This is a genomic window from Ottowia sp., assembly GCF_035444425.1.
Lineage (GTDB): Bacteria > Pseudomonadota > Gammaproteobacteria > Burkholderiales > Burkholderiaceae_C > Ottowia.
The window spans coordinates 16003-36037 of the sequence record NZ_DAOMOQ010000021.1 but is presented as its reverse complement, the minus strand read 5'-3'; the positions used below and the strand labels follow the sequence as shown (position 1 = coordinate 36037).

The following is a 20035-nucleotide window of genomic DNA, read 5'->3' as shown; positions in this document are numbered from 1 at the left end:
CACGTGTCGCAGCTTGCACACCGGTTCATCGCAGCACCGCCCGCGCGGTATCGAGCAGGATGCGCAGGTCGCCGACGACGCTGTGCCGCTCGACGTAGTCGATGTAGTAGCGCTGCTTGACCGGCATGATGGCCTGCACATAGGTCTGCTCCGGGTCGTCGCTGGCCGCCAGCAGGCGCTCCTCGTCGCGGAACTCGATCGCCGCGCGGTCGGTGATGCCGGGGCGCACCGACAGGATGCGCTGGCGCACATCGTCCGGGTACAGCGCCATGTAGCGCGGCACCTCGGGGCGCGGCCCGACCAGGCTCATGTCCCCCTTCAACACGTCGATCAACTGCGGCAACTCATCCAGCTTGGTGCGCCGCAGCCAGCGCCCGGCACGCGTGATGCGTGCATCGCCCGCCGCCGTCAGCTGCGGTCCGCTGGCGTCGTGCAGCCGCATGGTGCGGAACTTGTGGATGCGAAACAAGCGTCCGCCCAGCCCGACGCGCTGCTGCCGGAACAGCGCCGGCCCCGGCGAGTCGAGCCGAACCCACAGCGCCAGCAGCGCCATCAAGGGCAGCGCGAGCGGCAAAGCGAGCACGGTCAGCACCAGATCCATAACCCGCTTGCCGGCCTGCCGCTGCGCCAGCGCCGCATTCATGCGGGTCGCCGGTAGACATGCAGCAGCACCGCATGGCGACGTGCCCACGGCGACAGCACGCAGTCGAGCAGGAACAAGCCGTCGTCGATCCGGCGCCCGAGCCAGCCGAGCCGGGTCGCGGCCGAGCCGACACTCAGCACACCGAAGCCGTAGCAGGCATCGGCCGGCGGGAAATCCTCGTGGCGAAGGAAACGCCAGCCATTGCGGCGCGAACCCAGCCGCGTCAGCAACGGCTCGAGCGCGGTGCGTCCGTTGTCCAGCGTCACCAGCAGCCCGCCCGGGTTCAGGTGCGCCTGGAGCCCCTCGATGGTGGCATGCACATCGCTGATCGACGAGTCGTGCATGCGGTGCAATCCGCCGAGCACGGATTTCAGCACGATCAGATCCCAGCACCCGCTGAGCGCCCGCGCGTCCTGCCGCGTGTAGACGACACGCTGGCGCTCGTCGGCGCTCAGCACGCGTGCATTCAGCGCCTCGATCGCCGGCAGCATCGCCGCATCGTGCGCCGAGCATTCCACCCGTTGCGCCAGGTCCAGCAGCAGCGGCGCCAGCGACGAGCGCGAGCCGGCGCCGATCTCGAGTGCCTCACGCAGCTGCAGGCCCGGATGCGCGCGCACGAAATCCAGCCACGGCCGCGACCAGGCGCGCGCGCTCCAGCCGAAGCAGGCCAGGCGTGCCCGGCTGGCGCCGACCGGATCACGGCGCAGCAGCCCCCGGCCGGCACCCGCGGGTGATCCCGGCAAGACGCCGCTCATCGCACCACCGCCTTCAGCGCCGCGATCACGCGCGTCTGCTCGTCGTCGCTCATCGCCGTGAACAGCGGGATGCTGAGCATGCGCTGGTAGGCCTGCTCCGCCACCGGAAACTGCTCCGGCGTCAGGCGATAGCGATCGCGCCAGTAGGGCTGGCGGTGCAGCGGCACATAGTGCACGCTGGTGCCGATGCCGGCCTCGCTCAAGGCCCCGATCACTCCGTCACGCGTCACCTTGGCATCCTCGCGCAGGCGGATCACGAACAGATGCCAAGCGTGGGTCTCGCCGGCCGGCGCATCGGCGGGCAGCAGCAGCGGCAGACTCTTCAGCTCGTGCAGGTAGCGCGCCGCCAGCTGCCGGCGGCGTTGCACGAAGGTCGGCAGGCGCGCCAGCTGCACCCGCCCCAGCGCCGCCGCGACGTCGGTCAGGTTGTACTTGAAGCCGGGCGCGATGACCTCGTAGTACCAGGCCGGGGTGCGGCTGGAAAAGCGGTCGAAGGCATCGCGGCTGATGCCGTGCAGGCGCATCACGCGCATGCGCGCGGCAAGCCGCTCGTCGCGCGTCACCACCATGCCGCCCTCACCGGTGGTGATGGTCTTGTTGGCGTAGAAGCTGAACACCGACGCCGCGCTCGGCAAGCTGCCGACCAGCCTGCCACCGTGCGTGGCGGGCAGCGCGTGCGCGGCATCCTCGACCACCTGCAGGCCGTTGCTGCGTGCCAGCGCGAAGATCGCGTCCATGTCGCAGGCCAGACCGCCGTAGTGCACCGGCAGGATGGCGCGGGTGCGCGGCGTGATGGCGGCGGCGATGCCCGCCGGGTCGATGTTGAGCGTGACCGGATCGACGTCGACCAGCACCGCGTCCGCGCCCAGGTAGCGCGCCACCTCGACCGTGGCGGTGAAGGTCAGCGTCGGCGCGATCACCTCGTCGCCGGCGCCGACGCCGATCGACTCCAGCGCCAGGTGCAGGCCCGCCGTGGCCGAGTTGACTGCGACCGCGTGCACGCCGCCACCCAGGCAGGCGGCGAATTCCTGCTCGAACGCGCGGGTCTCGGGTCCGGTCGTCACCCAGCCCGAGCGCAGGGCGCGCGCCACCGCCTCGACTTCAGCGTCGCCGATGTCGGGGCGTGCGAAGGGCAGGAACGGCGGGTTGGCGTCGGTCATGGAGCCAAGTCAGGGAATGCAACGCACGGCGGTGGATCAACGGCTCATTTTCGCCGACGCACCCGTCACGCGCCGCCCGCGCAGCAGATCCAGCAGCCCGCGCCAGCTACCGAGGCCGTAGCCGAGTTGATACGCGGCAATCACCGGCGGCAGCCGCAGCAGCACACTCGCCGACCTCTCTCTTGGCGCCTGCAGTGCTGCAAGCACTGTCGCCGTCGCCAGATAACCACCATAGGCCAGCGCCAGGCCGGCCAGCGGCCAGCGCCACCACGGCAGCAGCAGCAGAGCCAGCGCGATGGCCGCCACGAAGGCCGCCGGCACCAGTTGCCGCAGCGAGCCCGGTTGCCCGTGCTTGCGCATCACGAACGGCCGCCAGTAGCCGTACTGGAACTGCTGGCGGAACAGCTGCCGCAGCGAGCCGCGCGGCGTGTAGGTGGAGCGGATCGCGCTGCTCTGCCAGATGCGCCCACCCTGCAGGCGGATGCGCAGGTTGTGCTCATCGTCCTGGTTGCGCACCAGCTGCTCGTCGAAGCCGCCGAAGCGCTCGAGGCTGGCGCGCGGCCAGCAGCCGAGGTAGACCGTGTCCACCTCGCCCTCGTAGTCCAGGTCACGCGAGCGCGCACCGCCGACCACCCAGCGCGACTGGAAGGCCGCCGCGATGGCGCTTTGCATCGGCGTGTGGCCGACGGCCCGCCACGGACCGCCGACGTTGTCGGCACCGCTGCGCTGCAGCGCCGCCAGGCATTGCCCCAGGTAGTCGGGCGCATAGCTGCTGTGCAGGTCCAGCCGCGCCAGTACCTCGCCGCGCGCGGCAGCAATGCAGCGGTTGAGGCCGCTGGAGACGATCAGATCGGGGTTGTCCAGCCAGCGAAAGCGTGCATCACGCATGCACCAGTCATCGAGCCGATCGCGCGTGCCGTCATCGCTGCGGCCGTCGGCGATCAGCACCTCCAGCTCGACCCCGGGCGGCAGCTGCTGCGCCGCCACGCTCTCGCAGAACGGCCCGATATGCGCTGCCTCGTTGCGACAGGGGGCGATCACCGACAGCAGCACTCAGGCCACGCCCTTGCTGCCCAGGCAGCGGAAGAAGTAGTGGTAGCGGTGCATCGGGAACACCCCTGCTTCGACACGGCCGAAATGCCGCCGCATGCGCGCGATCAGGGCCGAGCGGCGCGTCGCCCATTCGGAATGGATCTCCCAGTAGTGGCCGTCGGTGAGCCGGCGCCGGTTGGGGATGCGCACGCCCAGGCAGACGTCGACGAAGCGGTTGTGCAGTCCGAGGCGGCCGCTGAAGCCCAGCCAGGGCCAGTGCCCCGGCAGCGAGATGAAGGCGTTGCGCGCCAGGCCGGCGAGCGTGCGCAGGTTGTCATCCAGTTGCGCCAGCGGCATGTGCTCGAGCACCTCGCAGCACGACACCACGTCGAACGGGCGCGTATCCGTCAGCTTCTGCGGCAACTCGGCCAGCGGCGCCACGATGTCGGCACCCAGCCCCGGATTGATGTCGGCCGTCACCACCTCGATCCCGCTTTGCCGCAGATAGGTCGAGACGAAGCCGTTGCCGATGCCCACTTCGAGCACGCGCCGCGGCATGAAGCCATGGATCTGCAGCACCTGGAATGACAGCGAATGCAGGTGCTCGGGCGTGAAGTTGTGCGCCGCGATGTAGAACTCGCGCGCCAGTGAGGCCTCGCGCGCCGCGCCGACGTTGCCGTGCCTGCTCATGAAGTCCGCATCATCCGTTCGTGTTCATGCGCGATTGTCACCCTGAACACCGCCCTGCACCGCCTGCCAGCTGGCCCACAGGTAGCCCAGGTAGATGCCGGCCGCGACCAGCGTGTAGCCCCAGGCCACCGTGGATACGCCGCCACGCTGCACGCCCCACCAGGCCGCACCCAGGGCGGCGAGGAACAGCAGCGACTGGCCCAGCAGGTTCAGGCCGACCCAGCCACGCCAGGCAAGCAGGAAAGTCACCGGGCTGATCGCCAGCCGCAGCAGGCCCAGCGCCAGCAGCACCCGCGCCGCCTGCACCAGCTCCAGCCCCTGCGGCGCGAAGAACCAGGCACACAGCGGCACGGCCAGCCAGGCGAGCAGATGCACCGCCAGCGATCCGCCCACCAGCCAGGGCAGCACGCGCGTGACCAGCGCCCGCGCCGCCGCCCGGGTGCGGGCGGCAACCACGCGCGTGCGCAAGGCGTCGGCCAGGGCCGGCCCCAGCAGGCTGGTCGGCAGCATGGCGATGCGCAGCGCCAGCGCCATCACACCCGCGGCCACGTCGCCCGCCAGCACACCCACCACCAGCACCTGGCCGTGGTTGGCGGCGGTGTTCAGCATCAGGCTCGGCCATTCGGCGCGCACGAACGGCCAGCGTGCACGGGCTGCACGCCGCAACCGCCGCCAATCGCCCGGTGCTGGCGCACCCCGGCTGCCGCGATGGCGCCGGCGCAGCACAAGCCAGACCAGCCAGGCCGCCAGCGGCACCGACCACACCACCGCATCGAAGCGCGGCGAACCTGCCAGCAGGGCCTGCAGGGGCAGCATCAGCAGCGCCGGCCCGGCGCGCACGGCGGCGGCCGGCACCACTGCGCCCGCGCGCACATGGCGCGCCGCCAGCACCTGCAGCAGGGCCAGCGGCGTGATCGCCAGGGCGCCGGCCGGCAGCCACATCGGCGCCCAGCCCAGCCACCAGGCCGGCAGCGCCAGCGCCGCAGCCAACGCTCCAATCGCCCATGCCAGCCGCTCGGCCAGCACGAACAGCGGCTGGGCCAGTCCCTCGCGCCGCGCCAGTTGCGCCGCGTAATCGAGCCGCAGACCGGCCGCCAGGCTGCCGATCAGCGCCAGCACCAGCGCCTGCCCGAGCGCGCCGAACGCCGCCGCGCCGGCCAGCGCCGTCACCAGCCAGGCGCTGGCGAAGTAGGCCAGATGCTGCGCCGCCGTCCACGCCACGGCGGCGCCCAGCCAGCGCCGCAGCGGGCCTAGCACGCGCTGCATGCAGTGCCCGGCCGCACGCAGGCACGACAATGCGCGCCCAAGACAGCGGCAAGTAAAATCATGGGTTTGGCTGGCGTCATGGCTGGCCATTTATTTTCCACTGAACCGTCATGTCCCAGGAACCAAGCCCCGCCGCCGAAGCGCCCGACGAGAACAAGCTGATCGCCGAGCGGCGCGAGAAACTGCGCAGCCTGCGCGAGCAGCAGGCCGGTGGCGGTGGCGTGGCATTCCCGAACGACTTCAAGCCGCGCGACCGCGCCGCCGCCCTGCATGCGGCGCATGGCGACGCCGACAAGCCGGCGCTGGACGCCGACATCGCCGCCGGCAACAAGATCAAAGCCAGCGTGGCCGGCCGCATGATGCTCAAGCGCGTGATGGGCAAGGCCAGCTTCGCCACCTTGCAGGACGCCACCGGCCGCATCCAGATCTACGTCGCCCGCGACGACGTCGGCGAGGCCGACTACGAGGCCTTCAAGCACTGGGACCTGGGCGACATCGTGGCCGCCGAAGGCCATTTGTTCAAGACCCGGACCGGCGAGCTGTCGATCCACGCCAGCCGCATCCGCCTGCTCACGAAAAGCCTGCGTCCGCTGCCGGACAAGTTCCACGGCATGCAGGACCAGGAGCTGAAGTACCGCCAGCGCTACGTCGACCTGATCATGGACGAGGCCGCGCGCGAGCGCTTCCGCGCCCGCAGCGCGATGCTGGGCGCGATGCGCAGCTTCATGACCGGCCATGGCTTCATGGAAGTCGAGACGCCGATGCTGCACCCGATCCCGGGCGGCGCCAACGCCAAGCCCTTCGTCACGCACCACAACGCGCTCGACCAGCGCATGTATCTGCGCATCGCGCCCGAGCTGTACCTGAAGCGCCTGATCGTCGGCGGCTTCGAGCGCGTGTTCGAGATCAATCGGAGCTTCCGCAACGAGGGCATCAGCGTGCGGCACAACCCCGAGTTCACGATGATGGAGTTCTACGCCGCGTACTGGAACTACCAGGACCTGATGGATTTCACCGAGGCGCTGATCCGCGACAGCGCGCAGCAGGCGGTCGGCACGCTGCAGCTGAGCTACCAGGGTCGCGAGATCGACCTGGGCCAGCCGTTCAAGCGCATGACCATCCGCGAGGCGCTGCACGCGCACACCGACATCGGCGCCCATGTGGACGACGCGGCCGAGCTGACGCGGCGGCTGAAGAAGCTCGGCCTGACAGAAGAGAAGGACCGGCTGTCGCAGCGCAGCCTGGCCAGCCTGCAGGTGATGTACTTCGAGGAAGAGGTCGAGCAGCACCTGTGGCAGCCGACCTTCATCATGGAGCACCCGACCGAGATCAGCCCGCTGGCACGCGCCAACGATGCGCGGCCCGAGGTGACCGAGCGCTTCGAGCTCTACATCACCGGCCGCGAGATGGCCAACGGCTTCTCCGAACTGAACGACGCCGAGGACCAGGCCGCGCGTTTTGCCGCCCAGGCCAGCGCCAAGGACGCCGGCGACGAGGAAGCCATGTTCTACGACGCCGACTTCATCCGCGCGCTGGAATACGGCATGCCGCCCACCGGCGGCTGCGGCGTCGGCATCGACCGCTTCATGATGCTGCTGACCGACAGCCCGAGCATCCGCGACGTGATCCTGTTCCCGGCGCTGCGGCACGAGGCCTGACACCCTGCCCCGAGGCGCTGTTGCGCCTCCTCCTCATCAAAGGGGTCAGGTCACGCCCTTCCGCGCAAGCGCTGGACCAGGAGCTTCGATCGATCGGATCGCCTGCATCGAGCCGCGCCCGCGCACCAGTTCGAGCGCAGTCAACCCTTCAGCGCCGGGAAATCGTCCTCGAAGTATTCGTGCTCGGCGCGGCTGCCCTCCTGCCGCGCGTTCTCGCTGGTGCGCATCTCGACGCGCCGGATCTTGCCGCTGATGGTCTTGGGCAGCTCGGTGACGAACTGGATGCGGCGCACGCGCTTGTACGGCGCCAGCTTCTGGCGTGAGAAGGCAAAAATGGCCTCGGCCAGCTCGGCGCTCGGCGTCTCGCCGGGCAGCAGCGTCAGGAAAGCCTTGGGCACCGCCAGTCGTACCGGATCGGGGCTGGGCACGATGGCAACCTCGGTCACTGCGGGGTGCTCGATCAGGCAGCTTTCCAGCTCGAACGGACTGATGCGGTAGTCGCTGGCCTTGAACACGTCGTCGGCACGGCCGACGAAGGTGATGTAGCCGTCGGCATCGCGCGCGGCGGTGTCGCCGGTACGGTAGCAGCCGCCGCGCATGACCTCGGCGGTCTTCTCCGGGCTGTCCTCGTAGGCCGTCATCAGGCCGAGCGGGCGCACGGCGAGCGTCAGCGACACCTCGCCCTCGCCGGCCGGCTGGTCGTCCAGATCCAGCAGCACCACCTCGTAGCCAGGCAGCGGCCGTCCCATGCTGCCGGGCTTGATCGGCAGGCCCGGCGGGTTGCCGATCTGCGCCGTGGTCTCGGTCTGGCCGTAGCCATCGCGCAGGGTCAGGCCCCAGGCACCCTGCACCTGGTCGATGATCTCCGGGTTGAGCGGCTCGCCCGCGCCGATCACCTCGCGCAGGCTGAGCCGGCCCTTCCATGCGCTCAGGTCTTCCTGGATCAGCATGCGCCAGACGGTGGGCGGTGCGCACAGGCTGGTCACCTTGTAGCGCTCCAGCACGCCGAGCAGCGCCGGCGCCGAGAAGCGCGCGTAGTTGAAGATGAAGATGGTGGCGCCCGCATTCCAGGGTGCGAAGAAGCAGCTCCAGGCGTGCTTGGCCCAGCCGGGCGAGGAGATGTTCAGGTGCACGTCGCCCGGCTGCAGCCCGATCCAGTACATGGTGCTCAGGTGCCCGACCGGGTAGCTCTGCTGCGTGTGCAGCACCAGCTTGGGCTTGGAGGTGGTGCCGCTGGTGAAGTACAGCAGCAGCGGGTCATCGGCCTGCGTCGGGCCGTCGGGCGTGAAGGTCGTCGCGGTCTGCACGCTGCCGCTGAAGCTGAGCCAGCCTTCGATCGCGGCGCCGACCGTGATGCGCGTGTAGTCGCCGGGCAGATCGGCGAACTTGGCCGCCTGCTCGCTGGCGACGACGACGTGCCTGACGCCGCCACGCTCCAGCCGGTCGCGCAGGTCATCGGTGGTGAGCAGCATGGTGGCCGGAATCATCACCGCGCCCAGCTTGATGCAGGCCAGCATCAGTTCCCACAGCGCCAGCTCGTTGCCCAGCATCATCAGCACGCGGTCACCGCGCTTGACACCGGCGCCGCGCAGCCAGTTGGCGACCTGGTCCGAACGCGCACTCATCTGCGCGAAGCTGCGCTTCAGCTCGCTGCCGTCCTCGCCGACGATGTGCAGGGCGGTGGCCTCATTGCCGCGCGCCATGACGTCGAAATGATCGAGCGCCCAGTTGAACTCGGTGAGCTGCGGCCAGCGGAAATCGCGGTAGGCGGTGTCGTAGTCGGTGCGGTGCTGGAGCAGGAAGTCGCGCGCCTGGATGAAGGCAGCATGGGCAGTGGCAGCCATGGATCGTCTCCGGTGGTAGGTGGTCGTCAACCAAACCGCCACGCCGACCGTGGCGCGGCGGTCTACCAGGGCATCTTAGCCGCGTCGCCCGCGTGCGCTCGCATGCGACGCAGACATCAGCCGGATTTCTTGCCTGGCATCAAGCCGCAGCGGCATCATGGCCGACTGTTCGGGGAAGCCGTCAGCCAGCCGGATCGTCGCGCGCCCCGGCCTTGTCCCGGGCGGCTGGCACCTCGCGCCAGGCCACGTCCTCGACACCGGTCGGCCGCGCCGCACCGGTGGCGCTCGCCGCATCGGCACGCGGCGTGCTGCTGGCATCCGGGCGCTGCGGCCAGCGCTGGCGCGTCAGTTCGCGGTAGCGGCGCCACAGCACGGTGACGGCGGCCGGACGCCCGGTGAACACGCTGGCCACCAAGCTGACGACCACCATCACGACCAGCCAGACGGCCAAGCTGAGTGCGAACACCAGCGCCATCGCGGCCAGTGTCACCCACACCAGCAGGCCCAGCACGCGCGCCATGACGCGCTCGAAAGCCCCGCCACCAGCGGATGATGGCGGCGGCAGTTGACGAAAAAACATACCGTTCATGTCCAGTGAGAACGTGGATGACACGGAAAGTTCGGTCCGTTTGTCACCACTTCAAGTCGGCTTAAGGAATCAGCGCGAGCGCGTGCAGGTAGTCCGGCGAGCGCATCAGCTGCGCCCAGTCCGGCGCCGCCTGGCGCGGCAGCAGCGCCTGCCGGCGCAGGTCGCTGGCGGCGGACGGCGTCCACGCACCCTTGATCTGCGCCTCGGCCAGTCCGTCGATCACCTCGTCGATCACGCCGCCGTCGCCGAGCGACTGGTTGCACAGCAGCGTGAGATCGCAGCCGGCCTGCAGCGACGCCAGCACCGCTTCGACCGGCGTCACGGTGCGGCCTTCGACGTGGCGCGCGGCTTCCATGCTCAGGTCGTCGGTGAAGATGGCGCCGCCAAAGCCCAGGCGCCCGCGCAGCACGGCCTGCAGCCAGCGCGCCGAATAGCCGGCTGGGCGCGCGTCCACCTTCGGATAGACCACGTGCGCTGCCATCACCGCGTCCAGCGCAGCGCTGAGCCAGCCATAAGGCGCGCCGTCATCGGCCAGGATGGCCTTGAGCGAGCGCGTGTCGCGCGGCAGCGCCACGTGCGAGTCGGCCACCACCCAGCCATGACCAGGGAAGTGCTTGGCGCAGCTGCTCATGCCCGCACGCAGCAGCCCGTGCGCGACGCTCTTGGCCAGCAGCGTGACCACACGCGGATCGGCGTGGAAGGCACGGTCGCCGATGACGCGGCTCCGCGAAACGCCGGGCCATCCCAGATCTCCCGCGCCCGTTCGGGCGGCAGACTGCCTGCGCGCGGGCATGGCGGCATCGATTGGCCAGTCCAGATCCAGCACCGGCGTGAACGACAGATCCACCCCGCAGGCACGCAACTCGGCTGCCAGCACGTAGCCGCAGGCGGTGGCCGCATCCTGCGCGCGCATCGCATCGCGCATCCACAGCTCGCCCAATGCGCGCATTGGCGGCAGGTGGGTGAAGCCGCCGGTGCGAAAGCGCTGCACGCACCCGCCTTCGTGGTCGACGCAGATCAGCAGATCGGGACGCAGGCGCTTGATGGCGGCGGTGAGCTTCGTCAGCTGCTCGCGGCTTTCCCAGTTGCGGGTGAACAGGATCAGGCCGCCCACCAGCGGATGCGCCAGGCGGCGACGGTCGTCATCACTGAGCGCGGTGCCGGCGATGTCGATGATCAGGGGAGCGTGCTGCATCGTGGGGATTTCGCTTTGGATGAGCTTCAACAGCCTCGAGACCGTACGCAAAGGACGCAAAGGTTTCTCAGGAAACGTGAAAGTAGACCATTCGATCTTCTTCTTGAGTTCCTTGCGTGCTTCTCGTGGCTTTTCGTGACTATCGCGTCCTTTGCGTTCGGCTGTTCAAGCCTCGAAGTATGCGGCGAATCCCGCCAGCGTCAGCGCGGCAACTGCTCCACCACGCAGAAACTCGCCGCGTACTCGCTCTCGTCGGTCACGCTGATGTGCGCGGTGAGGCCGCGTGCCTCGAACCAGTCCTTCAGCCCGCCATGCAAGACGATCACCGGCTCGCCGCTCGGCCGGTTGGCGATCTCGCACAGGCGCCAGTGCATGGGCATGCGCATGCCCAGGCCGATCGCCTTGCTGAACGCCTCCTTGGCGGAAAAGCGCGTCGCCAGGTAGCGCAGCCCGCGCTCGGGCCAGCGTGCGCTGCGGCGGCGCCACACCACCAACTCGCCCTCGCTCAGGATCTTCAGCGCGAAGCGCTCGCCATGGCGCTCGAAGCTGGCGCGGATGCGGCGGATGTCGCAGATGTCGGTGCCGATGCCGTGGATCATGGCGCGAGCTGATCCGGAGCTGCGCCAGCACCCCGGCCCACAGGTTCCGCACCTGGCGTCATGCGGTGAACGCCGCCTCGATGCAGTGCAGGTAGCCGCGCACGGTGGCCTCGTAGCCCAGCTCCAGCGCGTCGGCGATCAGCGCGTGGCCGATCGACACCTCGGCCACGCCCGGCACTGCGCGCAGGAAGGGCGTCAGATTGTCGCGGCTCAGGTCATGGCCGGCGTTGACGCCCAGCCCGGCTGCCAGCGCCGCGCGCGCGGCAGCCGCGTAGCGGTCCAGTTCGGCGCGGCGTGCCTGTTCGTCACCACCCGACCAGGCGGCGGCGTACGGTTCGGTGTACAGCTCGACCCGGTCGGCGCCAAGCTCCCTGGCCAGCGCCATCAGCTCGGGAACCGGGTCCATGAACAGGCTGACCCGCACGCCAAGCGCCCGTACCTCGGCCACCAGGGGCCGCAGCCGATCACGCACTGCCGCATCGCCGAGCGACCAGCCGTGATCGCTGGTGAACTGGTCCTCGCTGTCGGGCACGAAGGTGCACTGGTCAGGCCGCACGGCGCGGATGAAGCCCATCAGGTTCTGCGTCGGATTGCCCTCGATGTTGTATTCGCGGCCAGGCCAGTCCTTCATCAGCGCGGCAAGTTCGCGCACATCGGCCGCGCGGATGTGGCGCTCGTCGGGCCGCGGATGCACCGTGATGCCGTGCGCGCCGGCCCGCAGGCAGATCTCCGCCGCGCGGGTGACACTTGGAATGCCGAGGTGGCGCGTGTTGCGCACCAGGGCGACCTTGTTGACATTGACCGAAAGCTGGGTCTTCTGGGAGATGTTCACGAGAGGGCCTGCAAATCCATCATCAGCTGGCGCGTGCGCAGCGTGCCGATGCCGCAATGGTAGTGGAGCAGCTCGCGCAGCTGCTGGCGCAGATGGCCACGCGCCTCGCCCGGCAAGCCCGCGACCGCATGCAGGGTGGCGACGAACGGCGCCTCGTCCTGCACGGCCTCGGCCAGCGCCTGCCAGTGCGCGCCGATCAGCCAGGCGTCGTCATCGGCATGCGCCGCGCGCACACCGGCCTCGGCAAGCAGGCGGTAGCGCCCCTGCGCCGACACGGGCGTCAGGGTGAGCGTCTGCAGATCAAGCGCCGGCAGCTGGCCGGTTTCGCGCAGCAGCAGCAGCTCGAACGCGCGCAGCGCGGCGGCGTGCAGCACTTCACCGCGGTCGGTGGCCAGCACGTGCACCAGCGCCGCATAGGCATCGAACAGGCGCGGATGCGCGTCCTCGCGCGCCAGCAGGCGCAGCAGCAACTCGTTGGCGTAGTAGCCCGACAGCAGCGCGTCGCCGGTCGGCATGACCTCGCCGCCGCCCCACTCGGCGCCCTTCAGCGTGCGGATCTCCCCGTCGCCGCTCCAGTTCAGCGACAGCGGCTGCAGCGGCAGCAGCACCGAACGGAAGTTGGACGACGGCCGCTTGGCGCCCTTGGCCACCAGCGCCACGCGGCCGTGCGCACGCGTGAAGGCTTCGACGATGATGCTGGATTCGCTCCAGTCGTAGTGGTGGAGCACGTACCCCGGCTCGTGCGCAACGCGTCTCAGCTCAGGCTCCAACGGTGGGGCTGCGCAGCAAGCCCCGAAGAGGACTGCGGAGTAGGTCATGCCAGCGGACGCCGCGGAGCTGGCTTTGCCAGGCTGCTGGCGTCGTCCCCCTGGGGGGAAGCCGCGTCAGCGGCTCAGGGGGGGGCCTATTCATAGCCGAAACTGCGCACCCGGGCCTCGTCATCGGCCCAGCCCGAGCGCACCTTGACCCAGAGCTCGATGAACACCTTGCAATCCATCAGCTTTTCCAGTTCCTGCCGCGCCTCGGTGCCTATGCGCTTGAGGCGCTCACCCTTCTCGCCGATGACCATCGCCTTGTGGCCGCTGCGTTCGACCACGATGGTGGCGGCGATGCGCAGCAGGCGACCGTGCGCCTTGCTCTTTTCTTCCTTGAACTGGTCCACCACCACGGTGGAGCTGTAGGGCAGCTCGTCGCCGGTCAGGCGAAACAGCTTCTCGCGCACCACCTCGCCGGCCAGGAACCTCTCGCTCTTGTCGGTCAGCTCGTCCTCGCTGTACCACCAGGGTTGCTCGGGCAAGTAGGCCTCGCAGATCTTGAGCAGCTTCTTCACGTCCTTCGGCTGCTTGGCCGACATCGGTACGAACTCGCTGAACGGAAAACGCGCCTGCATGTCGCGCAGCCAGGGGGCGATCTCGGTGCGCCGGTGCACGTTGTCGAGCTTGTTGGCCACCAGCAGCACCGGCGTGCCCTCCTTCAGCAGTGCCAGCACCTTGGCATCACCGAGCGTGAAACTGCCGGCCTCGACCACGAACAGGATCAGGTCCACGCCGTCGATGGCACCGAGCACCGTGCGGTTCAGCGACTTGTTGAGCGCGGCCGAGTGCTTGGTCTGGAAGCCCGGCGTGTCGACGAACACGTACTGCGTGCCGCCGCCCTGTCCGTCGGCCAGGGTGCGAATGCCGGTGATGCGGTGGCGCGTGGTCTGCGCCTTGCGCGAGGTGATGCTGATCTTCTGCCCCACCAGGGCGTTCAGCAGGGTCGACTTGCCGACGTTGGGCTTGCCGACGATGGCGATCAGGCCGCAGCGCTGGGCGCCGCCATCGGCGGCTTCAGCCGGCTCGGCCGCGGCGACTGAATGGCTCGACTTGCTCATGCGTTCGGTCGCTGGTCAAGCGCCTGCAGCATGGCCGCAGCGGCGGCCTGCTCGGCGGCGCGACGCGACGCGCCCTGGCCCAGTTGCCGCAGGCCCAGCGTGGCCACCGAACACGCGACCTCGAAGGTCTGCCGGTGCGCGACACCGTGGATCTGGGTCACCTCGTACTGCGGTAGTGGCATCTTTCGCCCCTGCAACCATTCCTGCAAGCTGGTCTTGGCGTCCTTGGCGGCGGCCGACAGCGCCGGATTGATCTGCACCCCGTCGAACAGGCGGCGCACCAGGGCGCTGGCGGCATCATAGCCGGCGTCCAGGTAGACCGCGCCGATGATGGCTTCCAGCGCATCGGCCAGGATCGACGGCCGCCGCTGGCCGCCCGAGCGCAACTCGCCCTCGCCCAGCCGCAGCAGGGGCGGCAGGTCCAGCTCGACCGCCAGCCGGTGCAGGCTGTCTTGGCGCACCAGCTGGGCGCGCACGCGCGACAGGTCGCCCTCCGGCAGCTCGTCGAGCGCCTCGAACAACATGTGGGCCACGCCCAGGTTCAGCACCGAGTCACCGAGGAACTCGAGCCGCTCGTTGTGGTCGGCCGAGAAGCTGCGGTGCGTCAGCGCCAGCTCGAGCAGGCCGGGGCGCGCGAACTCGTGGCCGAGCCGCGCCTGCAGGGCTGCGAGCGCCGTCGGCGCCCGCCGCGAAGGTGACGGCGGCTTGGTCAGCGCTCAACCACCCTTGGACGAACCGCGGTACTTGATCACCAGGTAGGCCGGGCCGAACAAGGGGATTTCCTTGTCGTAGGCGAAGCTGACCACCATCTGGTCACCCTGGCCGGAGATCTCGAGGTCGCGGCCGGCGATCGAGGAGATGTAGTCGACCGATGCCGAGCGGTCGAACGCCGCACGCACCGCCGCCACGCCGCCGGCTCCGGCCGCCTTGTCGACCGCCTTCTGGATCGCCATGTATTCGGTCGCCGTGGGCACCACCCGCGCGCCGACGATGCCGATCAGCGCCAGCAGCACCCCCAGCAGCAGCAAGCCGAGCAGCGATATGCCGCGCTGCGACATCCGACTCCTGATCTCCATCCCTGCCTCCCAGCCCTTGTCAGTTGAACGAGCCGATGCGCTTGAGGTCGCCGAAGTTCATCCAGACGAAGAACGCCTTGCCGACGATGTTGGCGTCGGGCACGAAGCCCCAGTAGCGCGAATCCAGCGAATTATCGCGGTTGTCGCCCATGACGAAGTAGTGCCCTTCGGGCACCTTGCAGCTCACGCCCTCGATGCTGTAGGCGCAGCCGTTCTTGTACTTGAACTCATCCGCTCCGGCGACGAAGGCGGGGCGCCGGCCATCGACGATGATCCGGTGGCGCTGCTCGCCCAGCTGCTCGTTGAACTGCTTGAAGTACTCCATCGACGACTCGTCGAAGAAGTCGGAGGCCGGCGTCTGCGCCATCGGCTGGCCGTTGATGCTGATCCGCTTGTTGATGTAGGCCACCTCGTCGCCCGGCAGGCCGACTACGCGCTTGATATAGTCCACGCTGGGCTTGGGCGGGTAGCGGAACACCACCACATCGCCGCGCTGCACCGGGTTGCCGGCGGTCAGGCGCTTGTTGATCACCGGCGCCTTGAGGCCGTAGGTGAACTTGTTGACCAGAATCAGGTCGCCGATCAGCAGCGTCGGAATCATCGAGCCAGACGGGATCTTGAATGGCTCGAACACGAACGAGCGCAGCAGGAACACGATCAGGATCACCGGGAACAGCCCGGCCGTCCAGTCCAGCCACCAGGGCTGCGCCAGCATGCGCTCGCGCGTGGCGGCGGCGTCGCTCTCGTCGACCCGGGTGATGCCTTGCGCCGCCAACTCGCTGCGGCGCTGGTCGAGCTGGCCTTGCAGCACCTGCGCCGCCGCGCGCCGCCGGGGCAGGAACACGAAGCGCTCGGCCAGCCAGTACAACCCAGTGACCAGCGTGGCCATGAACAGCAGCAGCGCGAAATTGCCCTCGATGGCGCCGACGTACCAGGCGGCGCCGTAGCCGAAGAAGGCTGCCAGGACGACAGCGGTCAGCAGCGGCATCAGTCCTCCACCTGCAGGATCGCCAGGAACGCCTCTTGCGGCACCTCGACCGAACCGATCTGCTTCATGCGTTTCTTGCCCGCCTTCTGTTTTTCCAATAGTTTGCGCTTGCGGGTGATGTCGCCGCCATAGCATTTTGCCAGCACGTTCTTGCGCAGCGCCTTGATGTTCTCGCGCGCGATGATGTTGGCGCCGATCGCCGCCTGGATGGCGACGTCGAACTGCTGCCGGCTGATGATCTCGCGCATCTTGGCCGCCACCGCGCGGCCGCGGTACTGCGCCTGGCTGCGGTGCACGATGATCGACAGCGCGTCGATCTTCTCGCCATTGAGCAGGATGTCGACCTTCACCACGTCGGACGGTCGGTACTCCTTGAACTCGTAGTCCATCGACGCGTAGCCGCGGCTGACGGATTTCAGCTTGTCGAAGAAGTCGAGCACGATCTCGCCCAGCGGCAGCTCGTAGGTCAGCATCACCTGGCGGCCGTGGTACTGCATGTTCATCTGCACGCCGCGCTTCTGGTTGGCCAGCGTCATCACCGGGCCAACGTAGTCCTGCGGCATGTACAGGTGCACGGTGACGATCGGCTCACGGATCTCGTTGATCTTGCCCTGATCCGGCATCTTGGACGGGTTCTCGACCATGACGACCTCGCCGTCGGCCTTCTCGACCTGGTAGACCACGCTCGGTGCGGTGGTGATCAGGTCCTGGTCGAACTCGCGCTCCAGCCGCTCCTGCACGATCTCCATGTGCAGCAGGCCGAGAAAGCCGCAGCGGAAGCCGAAGCCCAGCGCCTGCGACACCTCGGGCTCGAAGTGCAGCGAGGCATCGTTGAGCTGCAGCTTCTCCAGGCTGTCGCGCAGCTGGTCGTACTGGTTGGCCTCGGTCGGGTACAGGCCGGCGAACACCTGCGGCTGGATTTCCTTGAAGCCCGGCAGCGCCTTGTCCGCCGGGCCCAGGTTGTTGGGCAGCTTCTTCTCCAGCGTGATGGTGTCGCCCACCTTGGCCGCCTTCAGCTCCTTGATGCCGGCGATGATGTAGCCGACCTCGCCCGCCTCCAGCGCCTCGCGCGGCTGCTGCGCCGGCGTGAACACGCCCAGGTTGTCGGCGTCGTAGACGCTGCCGGACGCCATCATGCGGAAGCGCTCGCCCTTCTGCAGCCGGCCATCGACCACGCGCACCAGCATCACCACGCCGACGTAGGCATCGAACCAGCTATCGATGATCATGGCGCGCAGCGGCGCATCGGGCTTGCCGCGCGGCGGCGGCACCTTGGCGACGATCTGCTCGAGCACCTCGTCGATGCCCATGCCGGTCTTGGCCGAGATGGCGATCGCCTCGCTGGCGTCGATGCCGATCACGTCCTCGATCTCGGTCTTGGCGTTGTCGGGATCGGCCTGCGGCAGGTCCATCTTGTTGAGCACCGGCAGCACCTCGACGCCGAGCTCGAGCGCGGTGTAGCAGTTGGCCACTGTCTGCGCCTCGACACCCTGCGAGGCATCGACGACGAGCAAGGCACCTTCGCACGCAGACAGCGAACGCGACACCTCGTACGAGAAATCGACGTGGCCCGGCGTGTCGATCAGGTTGAGGTTGTAGACCTGGCCGTCACGCGCCTGGTACTGCAGTGCGGCGGTCTGCGCCTTGATGGTTATCCCCCGCTCCTTCTCGATTTCCATCGAGTCCAGCACCTGCGCGCTCATCTGGCGATCCGACAGGCCGCCGCAGCGCGAGATGAGCCGATCGGCCAGCGTCGACTTGCCGTGGTCGATGTGCGCGATGATTGAGAAATTTCTGATGTGGTCCATCAAGGGATGCGGGCAAGTATCTGAATTGGCGCGAGACGCACATGAAAAAAGGGCGCGTCAACGATGCGACGCGCCCTCAACCAACAATCTATGGCAACTGCGATAGTTGGGACTTCATTGTAGGCAAAAAGCGGCTGGATCCCAGCCTTGCAACCGAACTCCCCTGTCGTCGTGACGCGGCGGCGAATGTTTTATCTACAGGTTATCAACAGATTCAAAAAGACAACACGGGGAAAGCTGTGGGCGCGCTGTGGACTTCCAGTGGATTGCGCGGCCGCATCCCACCATGTGGGCCGAATGCGCATTCTTATTACCGTCAACCGCCTCAGAAGACCGCCAATTCTATCCAAACTCGTATGTAACCGACCGACCGATCTCCGACGCACCGGCGGGGAGCTTCCGTCGCCAGTTACCAACAGTTACTGTGTCGAAAAAGCCCCGCTACTGCTTCGGGCCAGGGGCGTCGACCCAAGCCAGATCCAGGCGTGCAGAAACCACGAGTTTCCGCTCGACAGCCTGACGACCCAGCACGCGGCACGAGAAACAAAAAAACCCGCGAGCTGACGCTGACGGGGTTTCTCGAAAATCCGGCCATTCGGCGCCGATCTCTCTTGCATCGACGCTTGGCGGAGACGGAGGGATTCGAACCCTCGATGAGGCTCTACACCCCATACTCCCTTAGCAGGGGAGCACCTTCGGCCACTCGGTCACGTCTCCAGCGAAGGGTCGCATTATGCCATCGCGGGCGCCGGCTGGTCCAGGTCGAAGGCGCGGTGCAGCGCGCGCACGGCGAGCTCCAAGTATTTCTCGTCGATCACCACCGACGTCTTGATCTCGCTGGTGGAGATCATCATGATGTTGATGCCCTCCTCGCTCAGCACACGGAACATCTTCGACGCCACGCCGACATGGCTGCGCATGCCGATGCCGACGATGCTGACCTTGCAGATCTTCGGGTCGCCGATGACGTCGGCGGCGCCGATCGCCGGTGCCACCGTGTCCTTGAGCAGATCGACCGTCTTGGCGTAGTCGTTGCGGTTGACGGTGAACGAGAAGTCGGTCTTGCCGTCCTTGCTGACGTTCTGGATGATGACGTCGACCTCGACGTTGGCGTTGGCCACCGCGCCCAGGATCTGGTAGGCGATGCCCGGCATGTCGGGCACGCCCAGCACGGAAATCTTTGCTTCATCACGGCTGAAGGCGATGCCGGAAACAACGGCGCGTTCCATGTGTTCGTATTCCTCAAAAGTGATCAGGGTGCCGGACTGGGCTTCCTCGGCGATGTCGATGTCCCACGGCGTGAAGCTCGACAGCACGCGCATCGGCACCTTGTACTTGCCGGCGAATTCGACCGAGCGGATCTGCAGCACCTTGCTGCCGAGGCTGGCCATCTCCAGCATTTCCTCGAAGCTGATGGTGTTCTGGCGCCGCGCCTCGGGCACGATGCGCGGATCGGTGGTGTAGACGCCATCGACGTCGGTGTAGATCAGCGCCTCATCGGCCTTCAGTGCCGCCGCCACCGCCACCGCCGAGGTGTCGCTGCCGCCGCGGCCCAGGGTCGTGATGTTGCCGCCCTCGTCGATGCCCTGAAAGCCCGTGATGATGACTACCTTGCCGGCGTCCAGGTCGGCGCGCACGCGGGCGTCGTCGATGCTGTCGATGCGCGCCTTGGTGTAGGCGTTGCTGGTGCGGATCGGCACCTGCCAGCCGGCGTAGCTGACCGCCGGCAACCCCTCGGCCTGCAGCGCGATGGCCAGCAGCGCCGACGAGGCCTGCTCGCCGGTGGCGGCCAGCATGTCCTGCTCGCGCCAGTAGTCCTGGGTCGGCTTGGCCGGCGCCAGTTCCTTGGCCAGCGCCAGCAGGCGGTTGGTCTCGCCGCTCATGGCGCTGGGCACCACCACCATCTGATGGCCGGCGCGCGCCCACTTGGCGACACGCTTGGCGACCTGGGCGATGCGCTCGGTCGAGCCCATCGACGTGCCGCCGTACTTGTGAACAAACAGTCCCATGAGAGTCTTGTCGAGAGA

At 68.2% G+C, this 20035-nt stretch carries 19 protein-coding genes and 1 tRNA gene; 1 reads left to right on the top strand and 19 read right to left on the bottom strand.

Annotation, left to right across the window (positions count from 1 at the left end; all coding sequences use genetic code 11):
- Window positions 1-25: 25 nt before the first annotated feature.
- The 6 genes from PK606_RS09895 to PK606_RS09870 are packed head-to-tail and all read right to left on the bottom strand — an operon-like array spanning window position 26 to window position 5546.
- Complete coding sequence (locus PK606_RS09895; protein WP_324563352.1) at window positions 26-643, bottom strand: sugar transferase; 618 nt, start codon at window positions 641-643, stop codon at window positions 26-28.
- Window positions 640-1386 (bottom strand): class I SAM-dependent methyltransferase, encoded by a 747-nt coding sequence (locus PK606_RS09890; RefSeq protein WP_324563349.1) that lies wholly within the window; start codon window positions 1384-1386, stop codon window positions 640-642. Before PK606_RS09890 ends, PK606_RS09895 begins: the two co-directional genes overlap by 4 nt.
- Before the next feature lie 8 nt (window positions 1387-1394).
- Window positions 1395-2558 (bottom strand): DegT/DnrJ/EryC1/StrS family aminotransferase, encoded by a 1164-nt coding sequence (locus tag PK606_RS09885; protein ID WP_324563347.1) that lies wholly within the window; start codon window positions 2556-2558, stop codon window positions 1395-1397.
- A 36-nt stretch (window positions 2559-2594) separates the two neighbouring features.
- A complete protein-coding gene (locus PK606_RS09880) occupies window positions 2595-3608 on the bottom strand; it encodes a glycosyltransferase family 2 protein (protein WP_324563408.1) in 1014 nt (337 codons plus the stop codon).
- A gap of 3 nt (window positions 3609-3611) precedes the next feature.
- Complete coding sequence (locus tag PK606_RS09875) at window positions 3612-4280, bottom strand: class I SAM-dependent methyltransferase (RefSeq protein ID WP_324563344.1); 669 nt, start codon at window positions 4278-4280, stop codon at window positions 3612-3614.
- Between the two features lie 24 nt (window positions 4281-4304).
- Window positions 4305-5546, bottom strand: a complete 1242-nt coding sequence (locus PK606_RS09870) for a hypothetical protein (protein ID WP_324563341.1) — start codon at window positions 5544-5546, stop codon at window positions 4305-4307.
- A gap of 110 nt (window positions 5547-5656) precedes the next feature.
- Here PK606_RS09870 and lysS point away from each other — a divergent pair, with 110 nt between their 5' ends.
- Window positions 5657-7204 (top strand): lysine--tRNA ligase, encoded by a 1548-nt coding sequence (gene lysS / locus PK606_RS09865; RefSeq protein ID WP_324563340.1) that lies wholly within the window; start codon window positions 5657-5659, stop codon window positions 7202-7204.
- 140 nt (window positions 7205-7344) lie between these two features.
- Here lysS and PK606_RS09860 read toward each other — a convergent pair whose 3' ends face one another.
- From PK606_RS09860 to PK606_RS09800, 13 genes are all read right to left on the bottom strand, one after another.
- Window positions 7345-9048 carry an AMP-binding protein gene (locus PK606_RS09860; protein ID WP_324563338.1) on the bottom strand — a complete coding sequence of 568 codons (1704 nt, stop codon included), beginning with the start codon at window positions 9046-9048 and terminating at the stop codon, window positions 7345-7347.
- Between the two features lie 181 nt (window positions 9049-9229).
- On the bottom strand, window positions 9230-9637 hold the full coding sequence (locus PK606_RS09855; RefSeq protein WP_324563336.1) for a hypothetical protein: 408 nt from the start codon (window positions 9635-9637) through the stop codon (window positions 9230-9232).
- A gap of 61 nt (window positions 9638-9698) precedes the next feature.
- The gene (nagZ, locus tag PK606_RS09850) at window positions 9699-10832 is read right to left on the bottom strand and encodes a beta-N-acetylhexosaminidase (protein ID WP_324563334.1); all 1134 of its coding nucleotides are present in this window, start codon (window positions 10830-10832) and stop codon (window positions 9699-9701) included.
- Window positions 10833-11032: 200 nt separating this feature from the next.
- Window positions 11033-11431 carry a holo-ACP synthase gene (gene acpS, locus PK606_RS09845; RefSeq protein WP_324563332.1) on the bottom strand — a complete coding sequence of 133 codons (399 nt, stop codon included), beginning with the start codon at window positions 11429-11431 and terminating at the stop codon, window positions 11033-11035.
- 58 nt (window positions 11432-11489) lie between these two features.
- On the bottom strand, window positions 11490-12263 hold the full coding sequence (locus tag PK606_RS09840) for a pyridoxine 5'-phosphate synthase (RefSeq protein ID WP_324563330.1): 774 nt from the start codon (window positions 12261-12263) through the stop codon (window positions 11490-11492).
- Window positions 12260-13081 (bottom strand): DNA repair protein RecO, encoded by an 822-nt coding sequence (recO, locus tag PK606_RS09835; RefSeq protein ID WP_502920821.1) that lies wholly within the window; start codon window positions 13079-13081, stop codon window positions 12260-12262. Before recO ends, PK606_RS09840 begins: the two co-directional genes overlap by 4 nt.
- Before the next feature lie 86 nt (window positions 13082-13167).
- On the bottom strand, window positions 13168-14136 hold the full coding sequence (era, locus tag PK606_RS09830) for a GTPase Era (RefSeq protein ID WP_324563328.1): 969 nt from the start codon (window positions 14134-14136) through the stop codon (window positions 13168-13170).
- Window positions 14133-14849 (bottom strand): ribonuclease III, encoded by a 717-nt coding sequence (gene rnc / locus PK606_RS09825; RefSeq protein WP_324563403.1) that lies wholly within the window; start codon window positions 14847-14849, stop codon window positions 14133-14135. The genes era and rnc overlap by 4 nt, the downstream gene beginning before the upstream one ends.
- 3 nt (window positions 14850-14852) lie before the next feature.
- Entirely contained in the window at window positions 14853-15194 is a 342-nt protein-coding gene (locus tag PK606_RS09820; RefSeq protein ID WP_324563327.1) for a DUF4845 domain-containing protein, read from the bottom strand.
- 37 nt (window positions 15195-15231) lie between these two features.
- Entirely contained in the window at window positions 15232-16200 is a 969-nt protein-coding gene (gene lepB, locus PK606_RS09815; protein WP_324563324.1) for a signal peptidase I, read from the bottom strand.
- Entirely contained in the window at window positions 16200-18008 is a 1809-nt protein-coding gene (gene lepA / locus PK606_RS09810; RefSeq protein WP_324563321.1) for a translation elongation factor 4, read from the bottom strand. Before lepA ends, lepB begins: the two co-directional genes overlap by 1 nt.
- 624 nt (window positions 18009-18632) lie before the next feature.
- Window positions 18633-18725 (bottom strand) — tRNA-Ser (locus tag PK606_RS09805).
- Between the two features lie 14 nt (window positions 18726-18739).
- Window positions 18740-20017: an aspartate kinase gene (locus PK606_RS09800; RefSeq protein WP_324563319.1), complete on the bottom strand. Its 1278-nt coding sequence runs from the start codon at window positions 20015-20017 to the stop codon at window positions 18740-18742.
- Window positions 20018-20035 lie beyond the last annotated feature (18 nt).

Excerpts from the sequence above, each read along its gene's own strand:
- lysS (WP_324563340.1), top strand. The coding sequence starts at position 5,657 with ATGTCCCAGGAACCAAGCCCCGCCGCCGAAGCGCCCGACGAGAACAAG.
- lepB (WP_324563324.1), bottom strand. The coding sequence starts at position 16,200 with ATGCCGCTGCTGACCGCTGTCGTCCTGGCAGCCTTCTTCGGCTACGGC.
- PK606_RS09860 (WP_324563338.1), bottom strand. The coding sequence starts at position 9,048 with ATGGCTGCCACTGCCCATGCTGCCTTCATCCAGGCGCGCGACTTCCTG.
- PK606_RS09895 (WP_324563352.1), bottom strand. The coding sequence starts at position 643 with ATGAATGCGGCGCTGGCGCAGCGGCAGGCCGGCAAGCGGGTTATGGAT.
- acpS (WP_324563332.1), bottom strand. The coding sequence starts at position 11,431 with ATGATCCACGGCATCGGCACCGACATCTGCGACATCCGCCGCATCCGC.
- PK606_RS09875 (WP_324563344.1), bottom strand. The coding sequence starts at position 4,280 with ATGAGCAGGCACGGCAACGTCGGCGCGGCGCGCGAGGCCTCACTGGCG.
- lepA (WP_324563321.1), bottom strand. The coding sequence starts at position 18,008 with ATGGACCACATCAGAAATTTCTCAATCATCGCGCACATCGACCACGGC.
- PK606_RS09820 (WP_324563327.1), bottom strand. The coding sequence starts at position 15,194 with ATGTCGCAGCGCGGCATATCGCTGCTCGGCTTGCTGCTGCTGGGGGTG.
- PK606_RS09870 (WP_324563341.1), bottom strand. The coding sequence starts at position 5,546 with ATGCAGCGCGTGCTAGGCCCGCTGCGGCGCTGGCTGGGCGCCGCCGTG.
- recO (WP_502920821.1), bottom strand. The coding sequence starts at position 13,081 with ATGACCTACTCCGCAGTCCTCTTCGGGGCTTGCTGCGCAGCCCCACCG.
- PK606_RS09855 (WP_324563336.1), bottom strand. The coding sequence starts at position 9,637 with ATGAACGGTATGTTTTTTCGTCAACTGCCGCCGCCATCATCCGCTGGT.
- era (WP_324563328.1), bottom strand. The coding sequence starts at position 14,136 with ATGAGCAAGTCGAGCCATTCAGTCGCCGCGGCCGAGCCGGCTGAAGCC.
- PK606_RS09885 (WP_324563347.1), bottom strand. The coding sequence starts at position 2,558 with ATGACCGACGCCAACCCGCCGTTCCTGCCCTTCGCACGCCCCGACATC.
- PK606_RS09800 (WP_324563319.1), bottom strand. The coding sequence starts at position 20,017 with ATGGGACTGTTTGTTCACAAGTACGGCGGCACGTCGATGGGCTCGACC.
- nagZ (WP_324563334.1), bottom strand. The coding sequence starts at position 10,832 with ATGCAGCACGCTCCCCTGATCATCGACATCGCCGGCACCGCGCTCAGT.